Genomic DNA, 14,655 nt, shown 5'->3' on the forward strand with positions numbered 1-14,655 from the left:
CATGGTGCTGCGCCTCGGCTACGGCCCACCAGGCCCCAGAACACCACGACGCCCGACCCGCCACACACTCGACATCCAGCCCTGACCACGTGTGCGCCGCGCGGAGAGTCGGCGATACCGGAAGGTGTCCGGCCCGCCGACTCCCCGCGCGTTTTCACCTTTCGGAATGAACCCCTCAGCTCTTCGCCGCAAGAGCCTTGAGGGCGATGTTCAGCTCGAGGACGTTCACCCGGGGCTCGCCGATGAAGCCGAGGGTGCGGCCCTCGACATGGTCGTCGACCAGCTTCTGCACCCGGGCGACGGACAGGCCGTTCTTCTCGGCGACACGGTGGACCTGGAGGTCGGCGTAGTCCCGGGAGATGTCCGGGTCCAGGCCCGATCCGGAGGAGGTCACCGCGTCGGCGGGCACATCGGAGCGCTGGACCTTGTAGCCGGCCACCGAGTTGTCCTTGGCGACGGCGGCCTTGGCGTCCTTCACCCACTGGACGAGCTCTTCGTTGTCCGCGGAGCGGTTGGTGGCGCCGGAGAGGATGAGCTTGTACTGGGTGTTGACGCTGTTGCTGCCGAGGCCGTTCTGTGGGCGGCCCTGGAACCACTTCAGGTCCGCGTCCGGTGTCTCCTGCCCCTTCTTCAGCGGCAGGTTGTAGGCCTGCCCGATCAGGGACGAGCCGACGACCTTGCCGTCCGCCTTGATCTCGGAGCCGTTCGCCTTGTCGTGGAACAGGCCCTGGGCGATGCCGGTGATGACCAGCGGATAGATGACGCCCGTCACCAGGGTCAGCATGAGGAGGGCGCGCAGGCCCGCGCCCAGCAACCGGGCGCTGTTCGTCAGGGAGTTGTTCATGTCCTTCAGCCGATCCCGGGGATGAGCGAGATGAGCAGGTCGATGATCTTGATGCCGATGAACGGCGCGACGAGCCCGCCGAGGCCGTAGATGGCCAGGTTTCGGCGGAGCATCTTGTCGGCGCTGACCGGGCGGTACTGCACACCGCGCAGGGCGAGCGGCACCAGCGCGATGATGATCAGCGCGTTGAAGATGACCGCGGACAGGATCGCGGAGTCGGGCGAGGACAGGCCCATGATGTTGAGCTTGTCCAGACCCGGGTAGACCGCCGCGAACAGCGCCGGGATGATCGCGAAGTACTTGGCGACGTCATTGGCGATGGAGAACGTCGTCAAGGCGCCCCGGGTGATGAGGAGTTGCTTGCCGATCTCGACGATCTCGATGAGCTTGGTCGGGTTGGAGTCGAGGTCGACCATGTTGCCGGCCTCCTTGGCGGCCGACGTACCCGTGTTCATCGCGACGCCGACGTCCGCCTGCGCCAGCGCGGGCGCGTCGTTCGTGCCGTCGCCGGTCATCGCGACCAGCTTGCCGCCCGCCTGCTCACGCTTGATGAGCGCCATCTTGTCCTCGGGGGTGGCCTCGGCGAGGAAGTCGTCGACGCCTGCCTCCTCGGCGATGGCCTTGGCCGTCAGCGGGTTGTCGCCGGTGATCATGACGGTCTTGATGCCCATGCGGCGGAGTTCGTCGAACCGCTCGCGCATGCCCTCCTTGACGACGTCCTTGAGGTGGATGACGCCGAGAATCCGGGCGTCGCCTTTCCCGTTCGGAGCGGCATCGTGGACCGCGACCAGCAGCGGCGTACCGCCCGCCTCGGAGATCCGGCCCGCGATCTGATCCGCGTCCTGGGCGACCGTACCGCCCTGTTCCCGGACCCAGGCGATGACCGAGCCGGCCGCGCCCTTGCGGACCTTTCTGCCGTCGACGTCGACGCCCGACATACGGGTCTGGGCGGTGAAGGCGATCCACTCGGCGTCGGCCAGTTCGCCCTGGTGCCGTTCGCGCAGCCCGTACCTCTCCTTGGCGAGGACGACGATGGAACGGCCCTCGGGGGTCTCGTCGGCCAGCGACGACAGCTGCGCGGCGTCCGCGACCTCGGCCTCTGTGGTGCCGCGCACCGGTACGAACTCCGCCGCCTGACGGTTGCCGAGCGTGATGGTGCCGGTCTTGTCGAGCAGCAGTGTGGAGACGTCACCGGCGGCCTCGACGGCCCGCCCGGACATGGCGAGCACATTGCGCTGGACCAGGCGGTCCATACCGGCGATGCCGATCGCGGAGAGCAGCGCGCCGATCGTGGTCGGGATCAGGCAGACCAGCAGGGCCACCAGGACGACCATGGTCAGATGCTTATGCGCGTAGTCGGCGAACGGCGGCAGCGTGGCGCAGGCGAGGAGGAACACGATCGTCAAGGACGCGAGCAGGATGTTCAGCGCGATCTCGTTGGGCGTCTTCTGCCGGGCGGCGCCCTCGACGAGGTTGATCATCCGGTCGATGAAAGTCTCGCCGGGCTTCGTCGTGATCTTGACGACGATGCGGTCGGAGAGCACCTTCGTCCCGCCGGTGACGGCGCTGCGGTCGCCGCCCGACTCGCGGATGACGGGTGCGGACTCGCCGGTGATGGCCGACTCGTCCACCGAGGCGACGCCCTCGACGACATCGCCGTCACCGGGGATGATGTCGCCCGCCTCGCAGACGACCAGGTCGCCGATCCTCAGCTCGGTGCCGGGCACGCGCTCCTCCGCGGAGCCGCTGAGCCGGCGCGCGACCGTGTCGGTCTTCGCCTTGCGCAGGGTGTCGGCCTGTGCCTTGCCGCGGCCCTCCGCGACGGCCTCCGCGAGGTTCGCGAAGATCACGGTCAGCCACAGCCAGGCGCTGATCGCCCAGCCGAACCAGTCGGTCGGATCCAGACACGCGAAGACCGTCGTCAGGACCGAGCCGACCAGCACCACGAACATCACGGGCGATTTGACCATCACCCGCGGGTCGAGCTTGCGGATGGCGTCCGGCAGTGACTTGACGAGTTGCCCGGGGTCGAACAGACCGGCGCCGACACGGCCCTCGGCGGGCCGGTGACCGGTGGGTACGTCGCTGTGCGGCGCCCGGGTCGGAGTGGCTGTGGACATCGGTTCCTCGAGTTTCTTCATGTCCGTGGTCATGCCGCCATCCCCTCGGCGAGCGGCCCCAGCGCGAGCGCCGGGAAGTACGTCAGACCGGTGATGATCAGAATCGCCCCCACCAGCAGACCGGTGAACAGCGGCTTCTCGGTGCGCAGGGTGCCCGCGGTGGCCGGTACGGGCTTCTGTTCCGCCAGCGAGCCCGCCAGCGCCAGTACGAACACCATCGGCACGAACCGGCCGAGCAGCATCGCGATGCCGATCGTGGTGTTGAACCACTGCGTGTCCGCGTTCAGGCCGGCGAAGGCCGAACCGTTGTTGTTGGCACCGGAGGTGTAGGCGTAAAGGATCTCGGAGAACCCGTGTGCCCCGCTGTTCGTCATGGAGTTCTGCGGGGTCGGCAGGGCCATCGCCGCGGCCGTGAAGATCAGCACCAGGGCCGGGGTGATGAGGATGTAGCAGGCGGCGAGCTTGATCTCGCGGGTGCCGATCTTCTTGCCCAGGTACTCGGGCGTCCGGCCGACCATCAGGCCCGCGATGAACACCGCGATGATCGCCATGATCAGCATCCCGTAGAGGCCGGAGCCGACACCACCGGGCGCGATCTCGCCCAGCTGCATACCGAGCATGGTGATGCCGCCGCCGAGGCCCGTGAACGAGGAGTGGAAGGAGTCCACCGCACCGGTCGAGGTGAGCGTGGTCGACACCGCGAAGATCGACGAGGCACCGACCCCGAAGCGGACCTCCTTGCCCTCCATCGCCCCACCCGCGAGCTCCAGCGCCGGGCCGCGGTGGGAGAACTCGGTCCACATCATCAGCGCGACGAAGCCGACCCAGATGGTGGCCATGGTGGCGAGGATCGCGTACCCCTGCTTCACCGAGCCGACCATGAGGCCGAACGTCCGGGTCAGCGAGAACGGGATCACCAGGATCAGGAAGATCTCGAAGAGGTTGGTGAACGGGGTGGGGTTCTCGAACGGATGGGCGCTGTTGGCGTTGAAGATGCCGCCGCCGTTGGTACCCAGCTCCTTGATGGCCTCCGTCGAGGCGACCGCACCGCCGTTCCACTGCTGCGAACCGCCCATGAACTGGCCGACTTCATGGATGCCGGAGAAGTTCTGGATCGCGCCGCACGACACCAGGACGACCGCCGCGATCGCGGCGACCGGCACCAGGATGCGGATCGTGCCGCGCACCAGGTCGGTCCAGAAGTTGCCCAGCTCACCGGTGCGCGAGCGGGCGAAGCCCCGCACCAGCGCCACGGCCACCGCCATGCCCACCGCGGCCGAGACGAAGTTCTGCACGGCCAGCCCGGCGGTCTGTACGACGTGGCCCATGGCCTGTTCGCCGTAGTACGACTGCCAGTTGGTGTTGGTCACGAACGACGCGGCCGTGTTGAACGCCTGGTCCGGGTCGATGGAGGCGAAGCCGAGCGAGCCGGGCAGCGAGCCCTGGAGCCGCTGCAGCAGATAGAGGAAGAGGACCGAGACGGCCGAGAAGGCGAGGATGCCGCGCAGATACGCGGGCCAGCGCATTTCGGTGTTCGGATTGGCGCCGATGCCCTTGTAGATCCACTTCTCGACACGCAGATGCTTGTCGGTGGAGTAGACCTTGGCCATGTAGTCGCCGAGGGGACGGTGGACGAGCGCCAGCGCCCCCATGAGGGCAAGGAGCTGGAGCACGCCGGCGAGGACGGGACTCATGATGGGGCTCAGAACCTCTCCGGGAAGATCAGGGCGAGGACGAGATAGCCCAGCAGGGCGACGGCCACGACGAGGCCGACGACGTTCTCGGCGGTCACAGCTTCGTCACCCCCTTGGCGACGAGAGCCACGAGCGTGAACAACGCGATCGTGGTGACGACGAAGGCCACGTCGGCCATCGCGAGCTCCTAGTGAGGTTCGGACGAAAATCTGACGATTCGATAAACCGATGCATCGATTGAGGAGAGCAAATCGCCTTTGTGGCTGGTTTCCGTCGCCGTTGACGGCTCCCTTACGGCCGCCCGTACGGCTTTGACGCATCCCTTACGGGCCTGGAGGTCGTCAGGGCGGCCGGAGCCGCGACCGACGGATCACCGGTGGCCCACGCGGTGCGGAGCCAGGCCCTAGCGGGAGTACGCCGCGCGCCCCGCGAACGGCAGGGAGAGCACCATCGTCAGGCCGCCGCCGGGGGTGTCCTCCGGGACGAGCGTGCCGTCCATCGCCTCGGTCAGCCCCTTGGACAGAGCCAGCCCCAGGCCGAGTCCGGTGGTGTTGTCGGTGTCGCCCAGCCGCTGGAACGGCTCAAAGATCCGGTCCCGGCCAACCTGCGGCAGACCGGGGCCGCGGTCGACGACCCGCAGCTCGACCCGGCCGGCGTGGGCGCTTGCGGTCAGCACGACCTTGCCGCCGGGCGGAGTGTGGCGGGCGGCGTTTCCGACGAGGTTGGCGACCACGCGCTCCAGCAGCGGCGGGTCGGCCAGAACGGCCGGAATCTCCTCCAGGTCCCGCACCTCGACACCGGGGATGTCCGCCAGCGCCGCCGGAAGCACCTCTTCGAGCGTGGTGGCGCGCAGGTGGAGGGCGAGGGCGCCGGCCTGCAGACGGCTGAGGTCCAGCAGGTTCTCCACGAGCCGGCTCAGCCTGGCCAGGGACTCGTCGGCGGTGGCCAACAGCTCCTCGCGGTCCTCGTCCGAGAACTCCACGTCCCGGCTGCGCAGCGAGGTCACGGCCGCCCAGCCCGCCGCGAGCGGCGTACGCAGATCGTGCCCGACGGCCCGCAGCAGCGCCGTACGCATCCGGTCGGCGGCCTTGACCGGCTCGATCTCGGCCGCGGCCTCGGCGAGCCTGGCCCGTTCGACGGCCGCGCCGACATGCGCGGCGAACGCGGCCAGCACGCGCCGCTCGGACGACGGGAGGGCGCGGCCGTGCAGCACGAGAAAGGCGCCGGGGCCCGTGGCCACGGCTGTCACACCGTCCTCATCGGGCGGCTGCTCCCGGACCAGGACCGCCGACCCCATGCCGAAGGTCTCCCGGGTACGCTCCAGCAGCGCCGGAATGGTCGCCTCGCCCCGTACGATCGTCCCGGCCAGGGACGACATGGTCTCCGCCTCCGCGGTGGCGCGGGCCGAGCGGCGCGAGAGCCGCAGGGACCGGTCGACCACGCCCGCGACGGTGGCGGCGACGGTCGCGAACACGGTGAGCGCGATCATGGCGTTGGGGTCGTCGAGGGTGAACGCGCCGATCGGCGGGATGAACCAGTAGTTCAGCAGCAGTGACGCGGTCACCGACGCGATCACCGCCGAGGCCACCCCGCCGATGCCGGCCACCCCCACCACCGTGAGCAGGAACAGCAGCACCTCGCTGGTGAGGTTGAGCGTGTCGCGCGCCCCGTCGAGGAGCACGGTGAGCAGCACCGGCAGGACCATTCCCGCCACCGGACCGGCGACCCGGCGGGCCGGGCTGAGGGTTCTGCGCCGGGACGGCAGCAGCCTGCCGCGGCCGGCCCGCTCATGGGTGACCATGTGGACGTCGATGTCCCCGGACAGCCCGACCACCGTCTCGCCGGTGCCGCGCTCGCCGAGGAACCGCTCGATCCGGCCGCGCCAGCTGGTGCCCAGCACCAGCTGGGTGGCGTGCTCGGCCCGGGCGAACTCGACCAGGGCGGTGGCGACGCCGTCACCGACCACCGAGTGGTAGCTGCCGCCCAGGTCCTCCACCAGCCGCCGCTGCCGGGCGAGCGAGGCGTGCGAGGAACCGGCGGCAAGCCCGTCGCTGCGGGTCACATGCACGGCGAGCAGATCGCCGCCCGCGGACCGGTCGGCGATCCGCGCCGCCCGCCGGATCAGGGTGTCCCCCTCGGGCCCGCCGGGGAGCGCGACGACCACCCGCTCCCGGGTCTCCCACACCCGGCCGATCCCATGCTCGGTGCGGTACGTCTGAAGCGCCTCGTCCACTCGGTCGGCCACCCACAGCAGGGCGAGTTGCCGAAGGGCGGTCAGGTTTCCGGGCCGGAAGCAGTCGGCGAGGGCGGCGTCGACGTTCTCGGGGGCGTAGATGTTGCCGTGCGCCATCCGCCGGCGCAGCCCCTCGGGGTCCATGTCCACCAGCTCGATCTGCTGGGCCCGCCGGACGACCTCGTCGGGGACGGTCTCGCCCTGCGGCACTCTGGTGATCTTCTCGACGACATCGCTGAGGGACTCCAGATGCTGGATGTTGACCGCGGTGATGACGTCGATGCCCGCGGCGAGCAGTTCCTCGACGTCCTGCCAGCGCTTGGCGTTACGGCCGCCGGGGACGTTGCTGTGCGCGAACTCGTCCACGATCGCGACCCGGGGGCGGCGCGCCAGCACCGCGGCGAGGTCCATCTCCTGGAACCGCCCGCCGCGGTAGCCGCGGTGGGCGCGCGGCACGACCTCCAGGCCGTCGAGCATCGCCTCCGTACGGGGCCGGCCGTGGCACTCCACGAAGGCGACCACCACATCGGCGCCGCGCGACGCCCGGCGGCGGCCCTCGTCGAGCATGCGATAGGTCTTGCCCACGCCGGGGGCCGCCCCGAGATAGACCTTGAGCCGTCCGGGGCGTACGTCATTCATCAGCCCTCAGCAAAGCGCCGGCCCGGGCACCGGGAGGTGGATCTTGACGTTTCCCTTGCGCGGCTCGCGGAGAGCTTGACACCGCCTTGACGACTACTCCAGCCCGGAGGCCCTGAGCACATCCCGGGCCGTGACACCGTCGATACGCTCGCCCAGCTGCCGCAGCGCGTTCTCCCCGTGCCGCAGGGTGCCGCGCTCACGGGAGCGGCGGGCTCCGGCGTCCAGCTGGTGCCACAGCAGCGGATTGGCCAGGAGGACCTTGGGGTCGAAGGCCACCGAGTGGCCGTCGGTGTCCCGCAGGACGAGGCGGGTGGCGATGCTGCCGTCCAGCCGTACCGCGACCAGGGCATCGGTGCACACCCGGCGCGAGCATACGAGCCCCCGCACCGCGAGCCATCCGTCGCCCGCGCTCACCCGCGGCGGACGCAGCACGGCGAACACCAGCACCCCCAGCACGGCCCACAGGTCGGCGCGCGCCACGGTGAGACCGCCCGAACCCCAGTCGAGCAGGAGCGTCAGCACGGCGAATCCCAGCGCACACCATCCGGCGCACCGGGCGTCCAGCCGCCAGTGGCGGTCGCCGGTGGTGCCGTCGGGTCCTGGTCGCCCAGCGCGCCACCGGCCGGGGGTGGTGGCGGACCGGTCTGTTCGCCGTTCCATGCGGCTCACGTTAGGCACGGCGCGCCGTGCCGGCCCCGGGCCGTGCACCGGCCCTGACGCCGTCCTTACGCCGCGGCGCCATTCTTTGGCACGGCCCTGACGCCCGGGCCCGACTGCGCTGCGTAGCGTGTCCTGCCATGATCACGAGATTGGTGGCCGGCCACGACGACCTGGGGCGGGTCGGCCACGCCGCGTACGAGCTGTACGGAGGGCTGCACGCGGCCGGCGGGCATGCGAAGGTCAACAGCAAGGCAGCGGGAGCCGAGCTCGACAAAGACCGGTTCGCGACCGGGGCCGCGCTCACCAAGGTCGCGGACACCTGGCAGACGCAGGTGGACACGCTGTTGGAGGCGTGTGCGCATATCTCCAACCACCTGGGCTACTCCACCGAGCGCTACGGCGACGAGGACACCACGATCGCGACCGGGCTGCACGACGTCCACCAGCGGCTGATGACCCCGTCCCGGATCGCCGAGTACTACCGCTAGCGCAGCCGAAACAAGAGAACAACGAGACCACGAGGGACACGGGGATGACCCAGCTGACGTTCGAGCACATCCTGCACGCGCGTCTGAGCAGGCTCAACGATGCGGTCGACGACTGGTCGGCCATGATCACCAAGCTGGAGGAGCTGGCCGACGAGGCCAGGTACGGGCTCAAGGCCCGCTCGGACACCGCCCGTTGGGAAGGCGCGAACGCGGATGTGACCAGGCCGTTCGTCGACAAGACCGCCAAGGAGTTCCAGGACGCCCTCACCCAGGCCACCAGCATCCGCGACATCCTGCGCGACGCGCTGGCCGCCTTCACCGCCGCCAAGGACGCACTGCGGCAGATCGCGGACCACCCGCCCACCGGGGTGACGATCTGGCCCGACGGTGTCGTCGCCCGCTCCCTGCACCCCGACCGGCGCGGCGAGGGCAACACCGACCCCGGCCCGTCCGCCGAGACCCTGGACGCCGTACGGGGGCGGATCAAGCACGCCGTCGACCAGGCGACCGAGGCCGACGAGACGGTGGCGCGGGCGCTCAACGACATCCTCGCCGGGCACCCGTACGACTTCGGCAGCGACCGCTACACCTCCCTCGACGACTACCGGCGCCAGGACCGCGAGCAGGCCACCGAGGACGCCGACGCCGCCCTCGCCCTGGCCGCCGAAGGCGCCTCGCTGACCGACGCCCAGCTGGCCCGGCTCGACTCGCTCCTCGCGGCCAACAGGGACGACCCGGTCTTCGCCGAGCGCTTCGCCACCGGCCTCGGCGCCAGGGGCACGCTCACCTTCTACGCGGGCATCACCGACCCGCGCCAGTCCCCGCGCCCCAGCGACACGCGCCTCAAGGAGCTCGGCGAGATACAGAAACACCTCGGGCTGATGCTGGCACAGGTGTCGCACGGCGACAGCCCGCGGATGCGCGCATGGAAGAGCGAGGTCATCGCCCTCGGCCCGCAGGTGCTCGACCTGCCCGATCATCAGCAGGCTTACGGCTTCCAGGTCATGAGCAATCTGATGCGCGACGGCGTGTACGACAAGCGGTTCCTCAACGACTACGGCACCGCCCTGGTCAGGACGGACCAGGCCATGAAGGTGCCGCGGAACTTCTGGAACGGGCCGCTCGTCCAGAACAACCACCTCAACTTCGGCGCCGACAACGACTTCGGCCGCGATCCGATGACCGGCTTCCTGAAGGCGCTCAGCCACCACCCCGATGCCGCCACCGAGTTCTTCGGCGCCACCGCACCACAGGACAACGCCCAGTACCTCCTCAAGGACCGCCTCGCCTTCCCGGACGGCCTGCCCGAGGGCCCCGTCGCGAGCCGGGACGCCACGGGCGCGGCGCTCTTCGCCGCGGCCACGGGCCTGGACCCGGACGACAAACACGCGCCCTTTGTGGAGCACACCGCCGACCACCAGCGGGTGCTGGAGCGCTCGCTCGGGTATCTCGCGCAGACCGGGGACGGCTTTCCGCCCGAGCTGCGCGACGGTGTGGCCAAGGTCCTCGCCAATCACGGCGACGAGGTGCACCGCGCCGCCAGCGCCCTCGACCCCGAGTCCAGCCCGCTCGACCGCGGGCAGCTGCTGGAGGTGGTCAAGCAGGTCTCCCGCGACCAGGACGCGTACGGAGTCCTCAACGAAGGCATCAACCGCGAGATGGTCCACGACATCCACGCCGGCGGCCCCGGCGATCCGCGGGAGACGCTGCTGCGGGCCGGGCATACGATCGGGTTCCTGGAGGAGGCCCGCTATCTGGCGCTGCAGACCGACAAGGAAGACCCCTCGTGGAAGGCCAAATGGGGCTACCACCTCTTCGGCGGCGCGGCCAATTTCATCCCCGCCGTCGGAGATGTCGCCCAGCGCGGGGTCGACATGGTCGCGTACGCCTGGCAACAGGAGGAACAGGAACGGATCCACCAGAAGCTCAGCGACGACAACAACGAGACCTTCACGGTGCGGGAACGCCAGCTGGCGGCGCTCGCCGACGAATGGGCCAGGGCCAACCCGGGCCAGCCGAGCGCGGACGACCCGTATGTGCTGTGGAACGACATCGGGGGCGCGGCATACGACGGCAACGGCCGGGCGAAGGGCCTGGCGGGTGCCCAGTGACTCCTCGGTGAGGCAACTACGGCCGTGGCAGCAGGCGATGACTTTCAGCCGTTGTGTGGCGTCTCACACCCTCGTCATCGGTCGTCCATGGACAATCCACCTCGCCTCTCTAAGGTCCCTGAGCGCGGCCCCGTCGCCGTCCGGTGGCGGGCACACACACCCTCAGGAGTGAGAGTGGAACGTCGTACCTTCCTGCGCGGAGCAGTCATCGGCACGTCGGCCGCGGCCTTCGGCGGCACCCTGATGCGCGGCGCCGCCTACGCGGCCCCCGCCCAGAACGGCCCCGGCCCCTACGGAGCGCTGGGTGCGGCCGACGCCAACGCCATCCAGCTGCCCACTGGTTTCACGAGCAGAGTCATCGCCCGTTCCGGAAAGGTCGTCTCCGGCACCTCCTACACCTGGCACAACGCCCCCGACGGCGGCGCCTGCTTCGCCGATGGCACGGGCTGGATCTACGTCTCCAACTCGGAGGTCAGCACTGGTGGCGGCGTCGGCGCCGTCAAGTTCGACTCCTCCGGCGCCATCACCGGCGCCCACCGCATCCTGTCCAATACGCAGAACAACTGCGCGGGCGGCGCGACCCCTTGGCAGACGTGGCTCTCCTGTGAAGAGGTCAGCCGCGGATACGTCTACGAGACCGACCCCTGGGGCGTGAAGGCCGCCACGCGCCGCGACGCCATGGGCCAGTTCAAGCACGAGGCGGCAGCGGCCGACCCGGTGCGCAAGGTGATCTATCTGACCGAGGACGAGACGGACGGCTGCTTCTACCGGTTCGTGCCCGCCACCTGGGGCGATCTGTCCTCCGGCACGCTTCAGGTGCTGGTCGCCGGCACCGCCGCCTCCGGGTCGTTCAGCTGGACGAACGTACCCGACCCCGACGGCTCTCCCACCGCCACCCGCGACCAGGTCTCCAGCGCCAAGGTCTTCAACGGTGGGGAGGGCTGCCACTACGCGGGCGACACCGTCTGGTTCACCACCAAGGGCGACAACCGCGTCTGGCAGCTCAACCTGAGCAACAGCACCTACGAGCTGGCCTACGACGACTCCCTGGTCAACCCCGGCTCCGCCCCGCTGACCGGCGTGGACAACGTCACCGGCTCCTCCTCCGGTGACCTGTTCGTCGCCGAGGACGGCGGCAACATGGAGATCTGCATCATCACACCGGACGACATCGTGGCCCCGTTCCTGCGGATCAACGGCCAGTCCGGTTCGGAGATCACCGGCCCGGCCTTCTCCCCGGACGGCACCCGGCTGTACTTCTCCAGCCAGCGCGGCACAAGCGGCAGTTCCTCGGGCGGTATCACCTACGAGGTGACCGGCCCCTTCCGCCGCTGACGGGGACGGGGCGAGGAGCGGCGGAGGGTCCGTGGACCCTCCGCCGCTCCGTTTCCCGGCTGTGGCCCGTCAGGCCGCCGCGGTTCGTGCCCGGGGAGCGGGCACTGCCGCGAGGCGGCCGGTGCGGTGCAACCCGTACAGCGCGGCGGCGCACGCCAGGCCCAGCGTCAGCAGCGCGCACCACGGCAGCGCGGACATCCCGGCCGCGCGAGCGGCGTCCAGCGCGGCGCCGGTGAGCAGGTTGCCGAGGGTGATACCGACCCCGCAGATGGTGTTGTACAGCCCGTAGTGGGTGGCGACGAGCCGGTCACCCGAGAGCCGGACGATGGTGTCCATCTCGAACGGGTAGGCGATCATCGTCCCCAAGGCGAGCAACAGCGCCGAAAGCGCGGGCGGAACGGCGGCGAGCAACCAGCGGCCCGCACCACCCTCCGGCTCCGGCACGGCCGTCGCCAGCAGCAGTGGCAGGAAGGCCACGCCCATGGTGAACAGCCCCCAAGCCAGCGCCTGACCCGGTGCCATCCGCGCGTTGCACCAGGCCGTGACCTTCGTCTGTCCGAGGATGGTGCTCAGGCCCGAGACGGCGAACAGCAGCGCCACTGCCGCCGCCCCGGCCTCGCCCTGGCCGCCGAGGCGGCGCACCTCGAGCGGCAGGGCCAGGTAGACCTGGAACGACAGGACGTACGAGCCGATCATGGCGGCGGAGAAGAGCAGGAAGGGCCGGTTGGCCACCACGTCCCGCCACTGCGACAACACGCTCTCGCGCGCAGCGTCCCGGCCGTCCCGGGCGTCGTCGGCCCGGCGGGGCGGCAGCGCGCGGATCTGGACGACACTGAGTACGGCGAAGACCGCGGCGGCCGTGAGGCAGGTGACGCGGAAGTCGATGCCGGTCAGCACCATGCCCACCAGCGGGCCGAGCAGGATTCCGGCCTGGTAGAAGACGTTGAACAGTGCGAACGCCTCCACCCGGCGCTCCCCCGCGTCCGCGGCGAGATACGCCCGTACGGCGGGGTTGAACAGCGCTCCGGCGAGCCCGGTGGCCGCCGAGGCGGCGAGCAGCGCGGGCAGGGAGTCCACGAGCCCGAGGGCCGCGAAGCCGGCGGTGCGCAGCACGCATCCGGCGATGATCAGTGGCTTGTAGCCGAACCGGTCGGCCAGGGTGCCGCCGACCAGGAACATGCCCTGCTGGCTGAAGTTGCGCACCCCCAGGATCAGCCCAACCAGCCAGCCGGCCAGTCCGAGGGTTCCGGACAGGTGGGCGGCCAGGTAGGGCATGAGCATGTAGAAGCCCAGGTTGATGGTGAACTGGTTCACCATCAACAGCCGGACGCTGCGCTCATACGAACGCACCTGCGAGAACAGCGATATCACCGGCCCTCCTCCTCGTGGTGCGGGGAGAGGGGGTCGACCACGGTGGCGCACCGGGTCCAGCGGAGGGCCTCCTTCTCGTCGAGGCTGCCGTTCACCTCGGGTTCGGGTGCCGGGGGTGCATCGAGCAGGCCGTGGGCGGCGCAGTAGTCGTCGTCGTAGACCGTCCCGAGGTAGCGCTGCGGACCGTCGGGGAAGATCGCCACGATCCGGGTGTCCGCGGGGCTGGTCCGGGCGAGCCAGCCGGCCACCAGGGCGACCGCCCCGACGCTCCATCCGCCGGTGGCGTAGTGGGACGCGGCTAGCTGACGGCAGGTCCACACCGCCTCCGCCGGGGCCACCCAGTGCACTTCGGAGAACTGGTCGTAGGCCACATTGCGGGGGTAGATGCTGGATCCCAGCCCGCGCATGAGGCGGGGCCTGGCGGGCTGGCCGAAGATCGTCGAGCCGATGGTGTCGACCCCGATGACCTTCAGCTCGGGGTAGAGCTGCCGCAGGACCCGGGAGACGCCGGCGGAGTGGCCACCGGTGCCGACGCTGCACACCAGCGCGTCGATGTGGCCGAGTTCGGAGGCCAGTTCAAGCGCGAGTGGTGTGTAGGCGGCAACGTTGTCGGGATTGTTGTACTGGTCCGGACACCATGATCCGGGGTGCTGGTCCCGCAGGCGCTGGACACGGTCGCGCCGAGCCTGCTGCCAACCGCCGGTGGGGTGGGGTTCGGAGACGACATTGACCTGGGCGCCGTACGCGGTCAGCAGCCGCGTCATGGACAGCTCCAGGCCGGGGTCGGTGACCAGGGTGACCGGGTGGCCGTAGACCATGCCGGCCAGGGCGAGCCCCAGTCCCAGGGTGCCGCTGGTGGACTCGATGATCCGGCCGCCGGGCCGCAGATCGCCACGGGCCCGGGCCCGTTCGACCATGTGCAGCCCGGGGCGGTCCTTGATGCCGCCGGGGTTGAAGCCCTCCAGCTTGGCCCAGAAGCCGCGGCCGGCCGGGGCGAGGGGCTCGGACACCCGCAGCAGCGGGGTGTTGCCGACCAGCCCGGAGATGGCGGACCTGGCGGTGAGCGTACCGGTGTCGGTAGTGGTTGAGGATTGCATCTTCGCGCTTTCTTCGCAGAGCGTGAAAAAGTGTCAGGTCGTCGTTGACCGCGTCACGGCCGG

General features: G+C 70.1%; 11 protein-coding genes. 3 read left to right on the top strand and 8 right to left on the bottom strand.

Annotation, left to right across the window (positions count from 1 at the left end; translation table 11 throughout):
• Positions 1-175: 175 nt before the first annotated feature.
• The 6 genes from ACH4U7_RS50530 to ACH4U7_RS50555 all read right to left on the bottom strand — a co-directional run bounded on the left by ACH4U7_RS50530 (position 176) and on the right by ACH4U7_RS50555 (position 8,190).
• A complete protein-coding gene (locus ACH4U7_RS50530; RefSeq protein WP_398534513.1) occupies positions 176-844 on the bottom strand; it encodes a potassium-transporting ATPase subunit C in 669 nt (222 codons plus the stop codon).
• A 5-nt stretch (positions 845-849) separates the two neighbouring features.
• Positions 850-2,997 carry a potassium-transporting ATPase subunit KdpB gene (gene kdpB, locus ACH4U7_RS50535; RefSeq protein WP_398534514.1) on the bottom strand — a complete coding sequence of 716 codons (2,148 nt, stop codon included), beginning with the start codon at positions 2,995-2,997 and terminating at the stop codon, positions 850-852.
• Complete coding sequence (gene kdpA, locus ACH4U7_RS50540) at positions 2,994-4,658, bottom strand: potassium-transporting ATPase subunit KdpA (protein ID WP_398534515.1); 1,665 nt, start codon at positions 4,656-4,658, stop codon at positions 2,994-2,996. Before kdpA ends, kdpB begins: the two co-directional genes overlap by 4 nt.
• Before the next feature lie 8 nt (positions 4,659-4,666).
• Complete coding sequence (gene kdpF / locus ACH4U7_RS50545) at positions 4,667-4,756, bottom strand: K(+)-transporting ATPase subunit F (protein ID WP_009326374.1); 90 nt, start codon at positions 4,754-4,756, stop codon at positions 4,667-4,669.
• Between the two features lie 305 nt (positions 4,757-5,061).
• Entirely contained in the window at positions 5,062-7,530 is a 2,469-nt protein-coding gene (locus ACH4U7_RS50550; protein ID WP_398534516.1) for an ATP-binding protein, read from the bottom strand.
• Positions 7,531-7,623: 93 nt separating this feature from the next.
• Positions 7,624-8,190: a hypothetical protein gene (locus ACH4U7_RS50555; protein ID WP_398534517.1), complete on the bottom strand. Its 567-nt coding sequence runs from the start codon at positions 8,188-8,190 to the stop codon at positions 7,624-7,626.
• Positions 8,191-8,327: 137 nt separating this feature from the next.
• Between ACH4U7_RS50555 and ACH4U7_RS50560 the strand changes: the two genes are divergently transcribed.
• The 3 genes from ACH4U7_RS50560 (at position 8,328) to ACH4U7_RS50570 (ending at position 12,124) form a co-directional block, all read left to right on the top strand.
• Complete coding sequence (locus tag ACH4U7_RS50560) at positions 8,328-8,678, top strand: hypothetical protein (protein WP_398534518.1); 351 nt, start codon at positions 8,328-8,330, stop codon at positions 8,676-8,678.
• Between the two features lie 44 nt (positions 8,679-8,722).
• Positions 8,723-10,789 (top strand): hypothetical protein, encoded by a 2,067-nt coding sequence (locus ACH4U7_RS50565; RefSeq protein WP_398534519.1) that lies wholly within the window; start codon positions 8,723-8,725, stop codon positions 10,787-10,789.
• A gap of 174 nt (positions 10,790-10,963) precedes the next feature.
• Positions 10,964-12,124, top strand: coding sequence for an alkaline phosphatase PhoX (locus ACH4U7_RS50570; RefSeq protein ID WP_398534520.1), 1,161 nt, complete (start codon positions 10,964-10,966; stop codon positions 12,122-12,124).
• A gap of 69 nt (positions 12,125-12,193) precedes the next feature.
• On the opposite strand, the gene ACH4U7_RS50575 is transcribed toward ACH4U7_RS50570, so the two are convergent.
• Both ACH4U7_RS50575 and ACH4U7_RS50580 read right to left on the bottom strand, forming a co-directional pair.
• The gene (locus ACH4U7_RS50575) at positions 12,194-13,441 is read right to left on the bottom strand and encodes an MFS transporter (protein WP_398534558.1); all 1,248 of its coding nucleotides are present in this window, start codon (positions 13,439-13,441) and stop codon (positions 12,194-12,196) included.
• 50 nt (positions 13,442-13,491) lie between these two features.
• Entirely contained in the window at positions 13,492-14,592 is a 1,101-nt protein-coding gene (locus ACH4U7_RS50580; RefSeq protein ID WP_398534521.1) for a PLP-dependent cysteine synthase family protein, read from the bottom strand.
• Positions 14,593-14,655: the final 63 nt, after the last annotated feature.

It is taken from the genome of Streptomyces sp. NPDC020845 (assembly GCF_044334165.1).
GTDB lineage: Bacteria > Actinomycetota > Actinomycetes > Streptomycetales > Streptomycetaceae > Streptomyces.

Excerpts from the sequence above, each read along its gene's own strand:
- ACH4U7_RS50530 (WP_398534513.1), bottom strand. The coding sequence starts at position 844 with ATGAACAACTCCCTGACGAACAGCGCCCGGTTGCTGGGCGCGGGCCTG.
- kdpB (WP_398534514.1), bottom strand. The coding sequence starts at position 2,997 with ATGACCACGGACATGAAGAAACTCGAGGAACCGATGTCCACAGCCACT.
- kdpA (WP_398534515.1), bottom strand. The coding sequence starts at position 4,658 with ATGAGTCCCGTCCTCGCCGGCGTGCTCCAGCTCCTTGCCCTCATGGGG.
- ACH4U7_RS50550 (WP_398534516.1), bottom strand. The coding sequence starts at position 7,530 with ATGAATGACGTACGCCCCGGACGGCTCAAGGTCTATCTCGGGGCGGCC.
- ACH4U7_RS50555 (WP_398534517.1), bottom strand. The coding sequence starts at position 8,190 with ATGGAACGGCGAACAGACCGGTCCGCCACCACCCCCGGCCGGTGGCGC.
- ACH4U7_RS50560 (WP_398534518.1), top strand. The coding sequence starts at position 8,328 with ATGATCACGAGATTGGTGGCCGGCCACGACGACCTGGGGCGGGTCGGC.
- ACH4U7_RS50565 (WP_398534519.1), top strand. The coding sequence starts at position 8,723 with ATGACCCAGCTGACGTTCGAGCACATCCTGCACGCGCGTCTGAGCAGG.
- ACH4U7_RS50575 (WP_398534558.1), bottom strand. The coding sequence starts at position 13,441 with ATGGTGAACCAGTTCACCATCAACCTGGGCTTCTACATGCTCATGCCC.
- ACH4U7_RS50580 (WP_398534521.1), bottom strand. The coding sequence starts at position 14,592 with ATGCAATCCTCAACCACTACCGACACCGGTACGCTCACCGCCAGGTCC.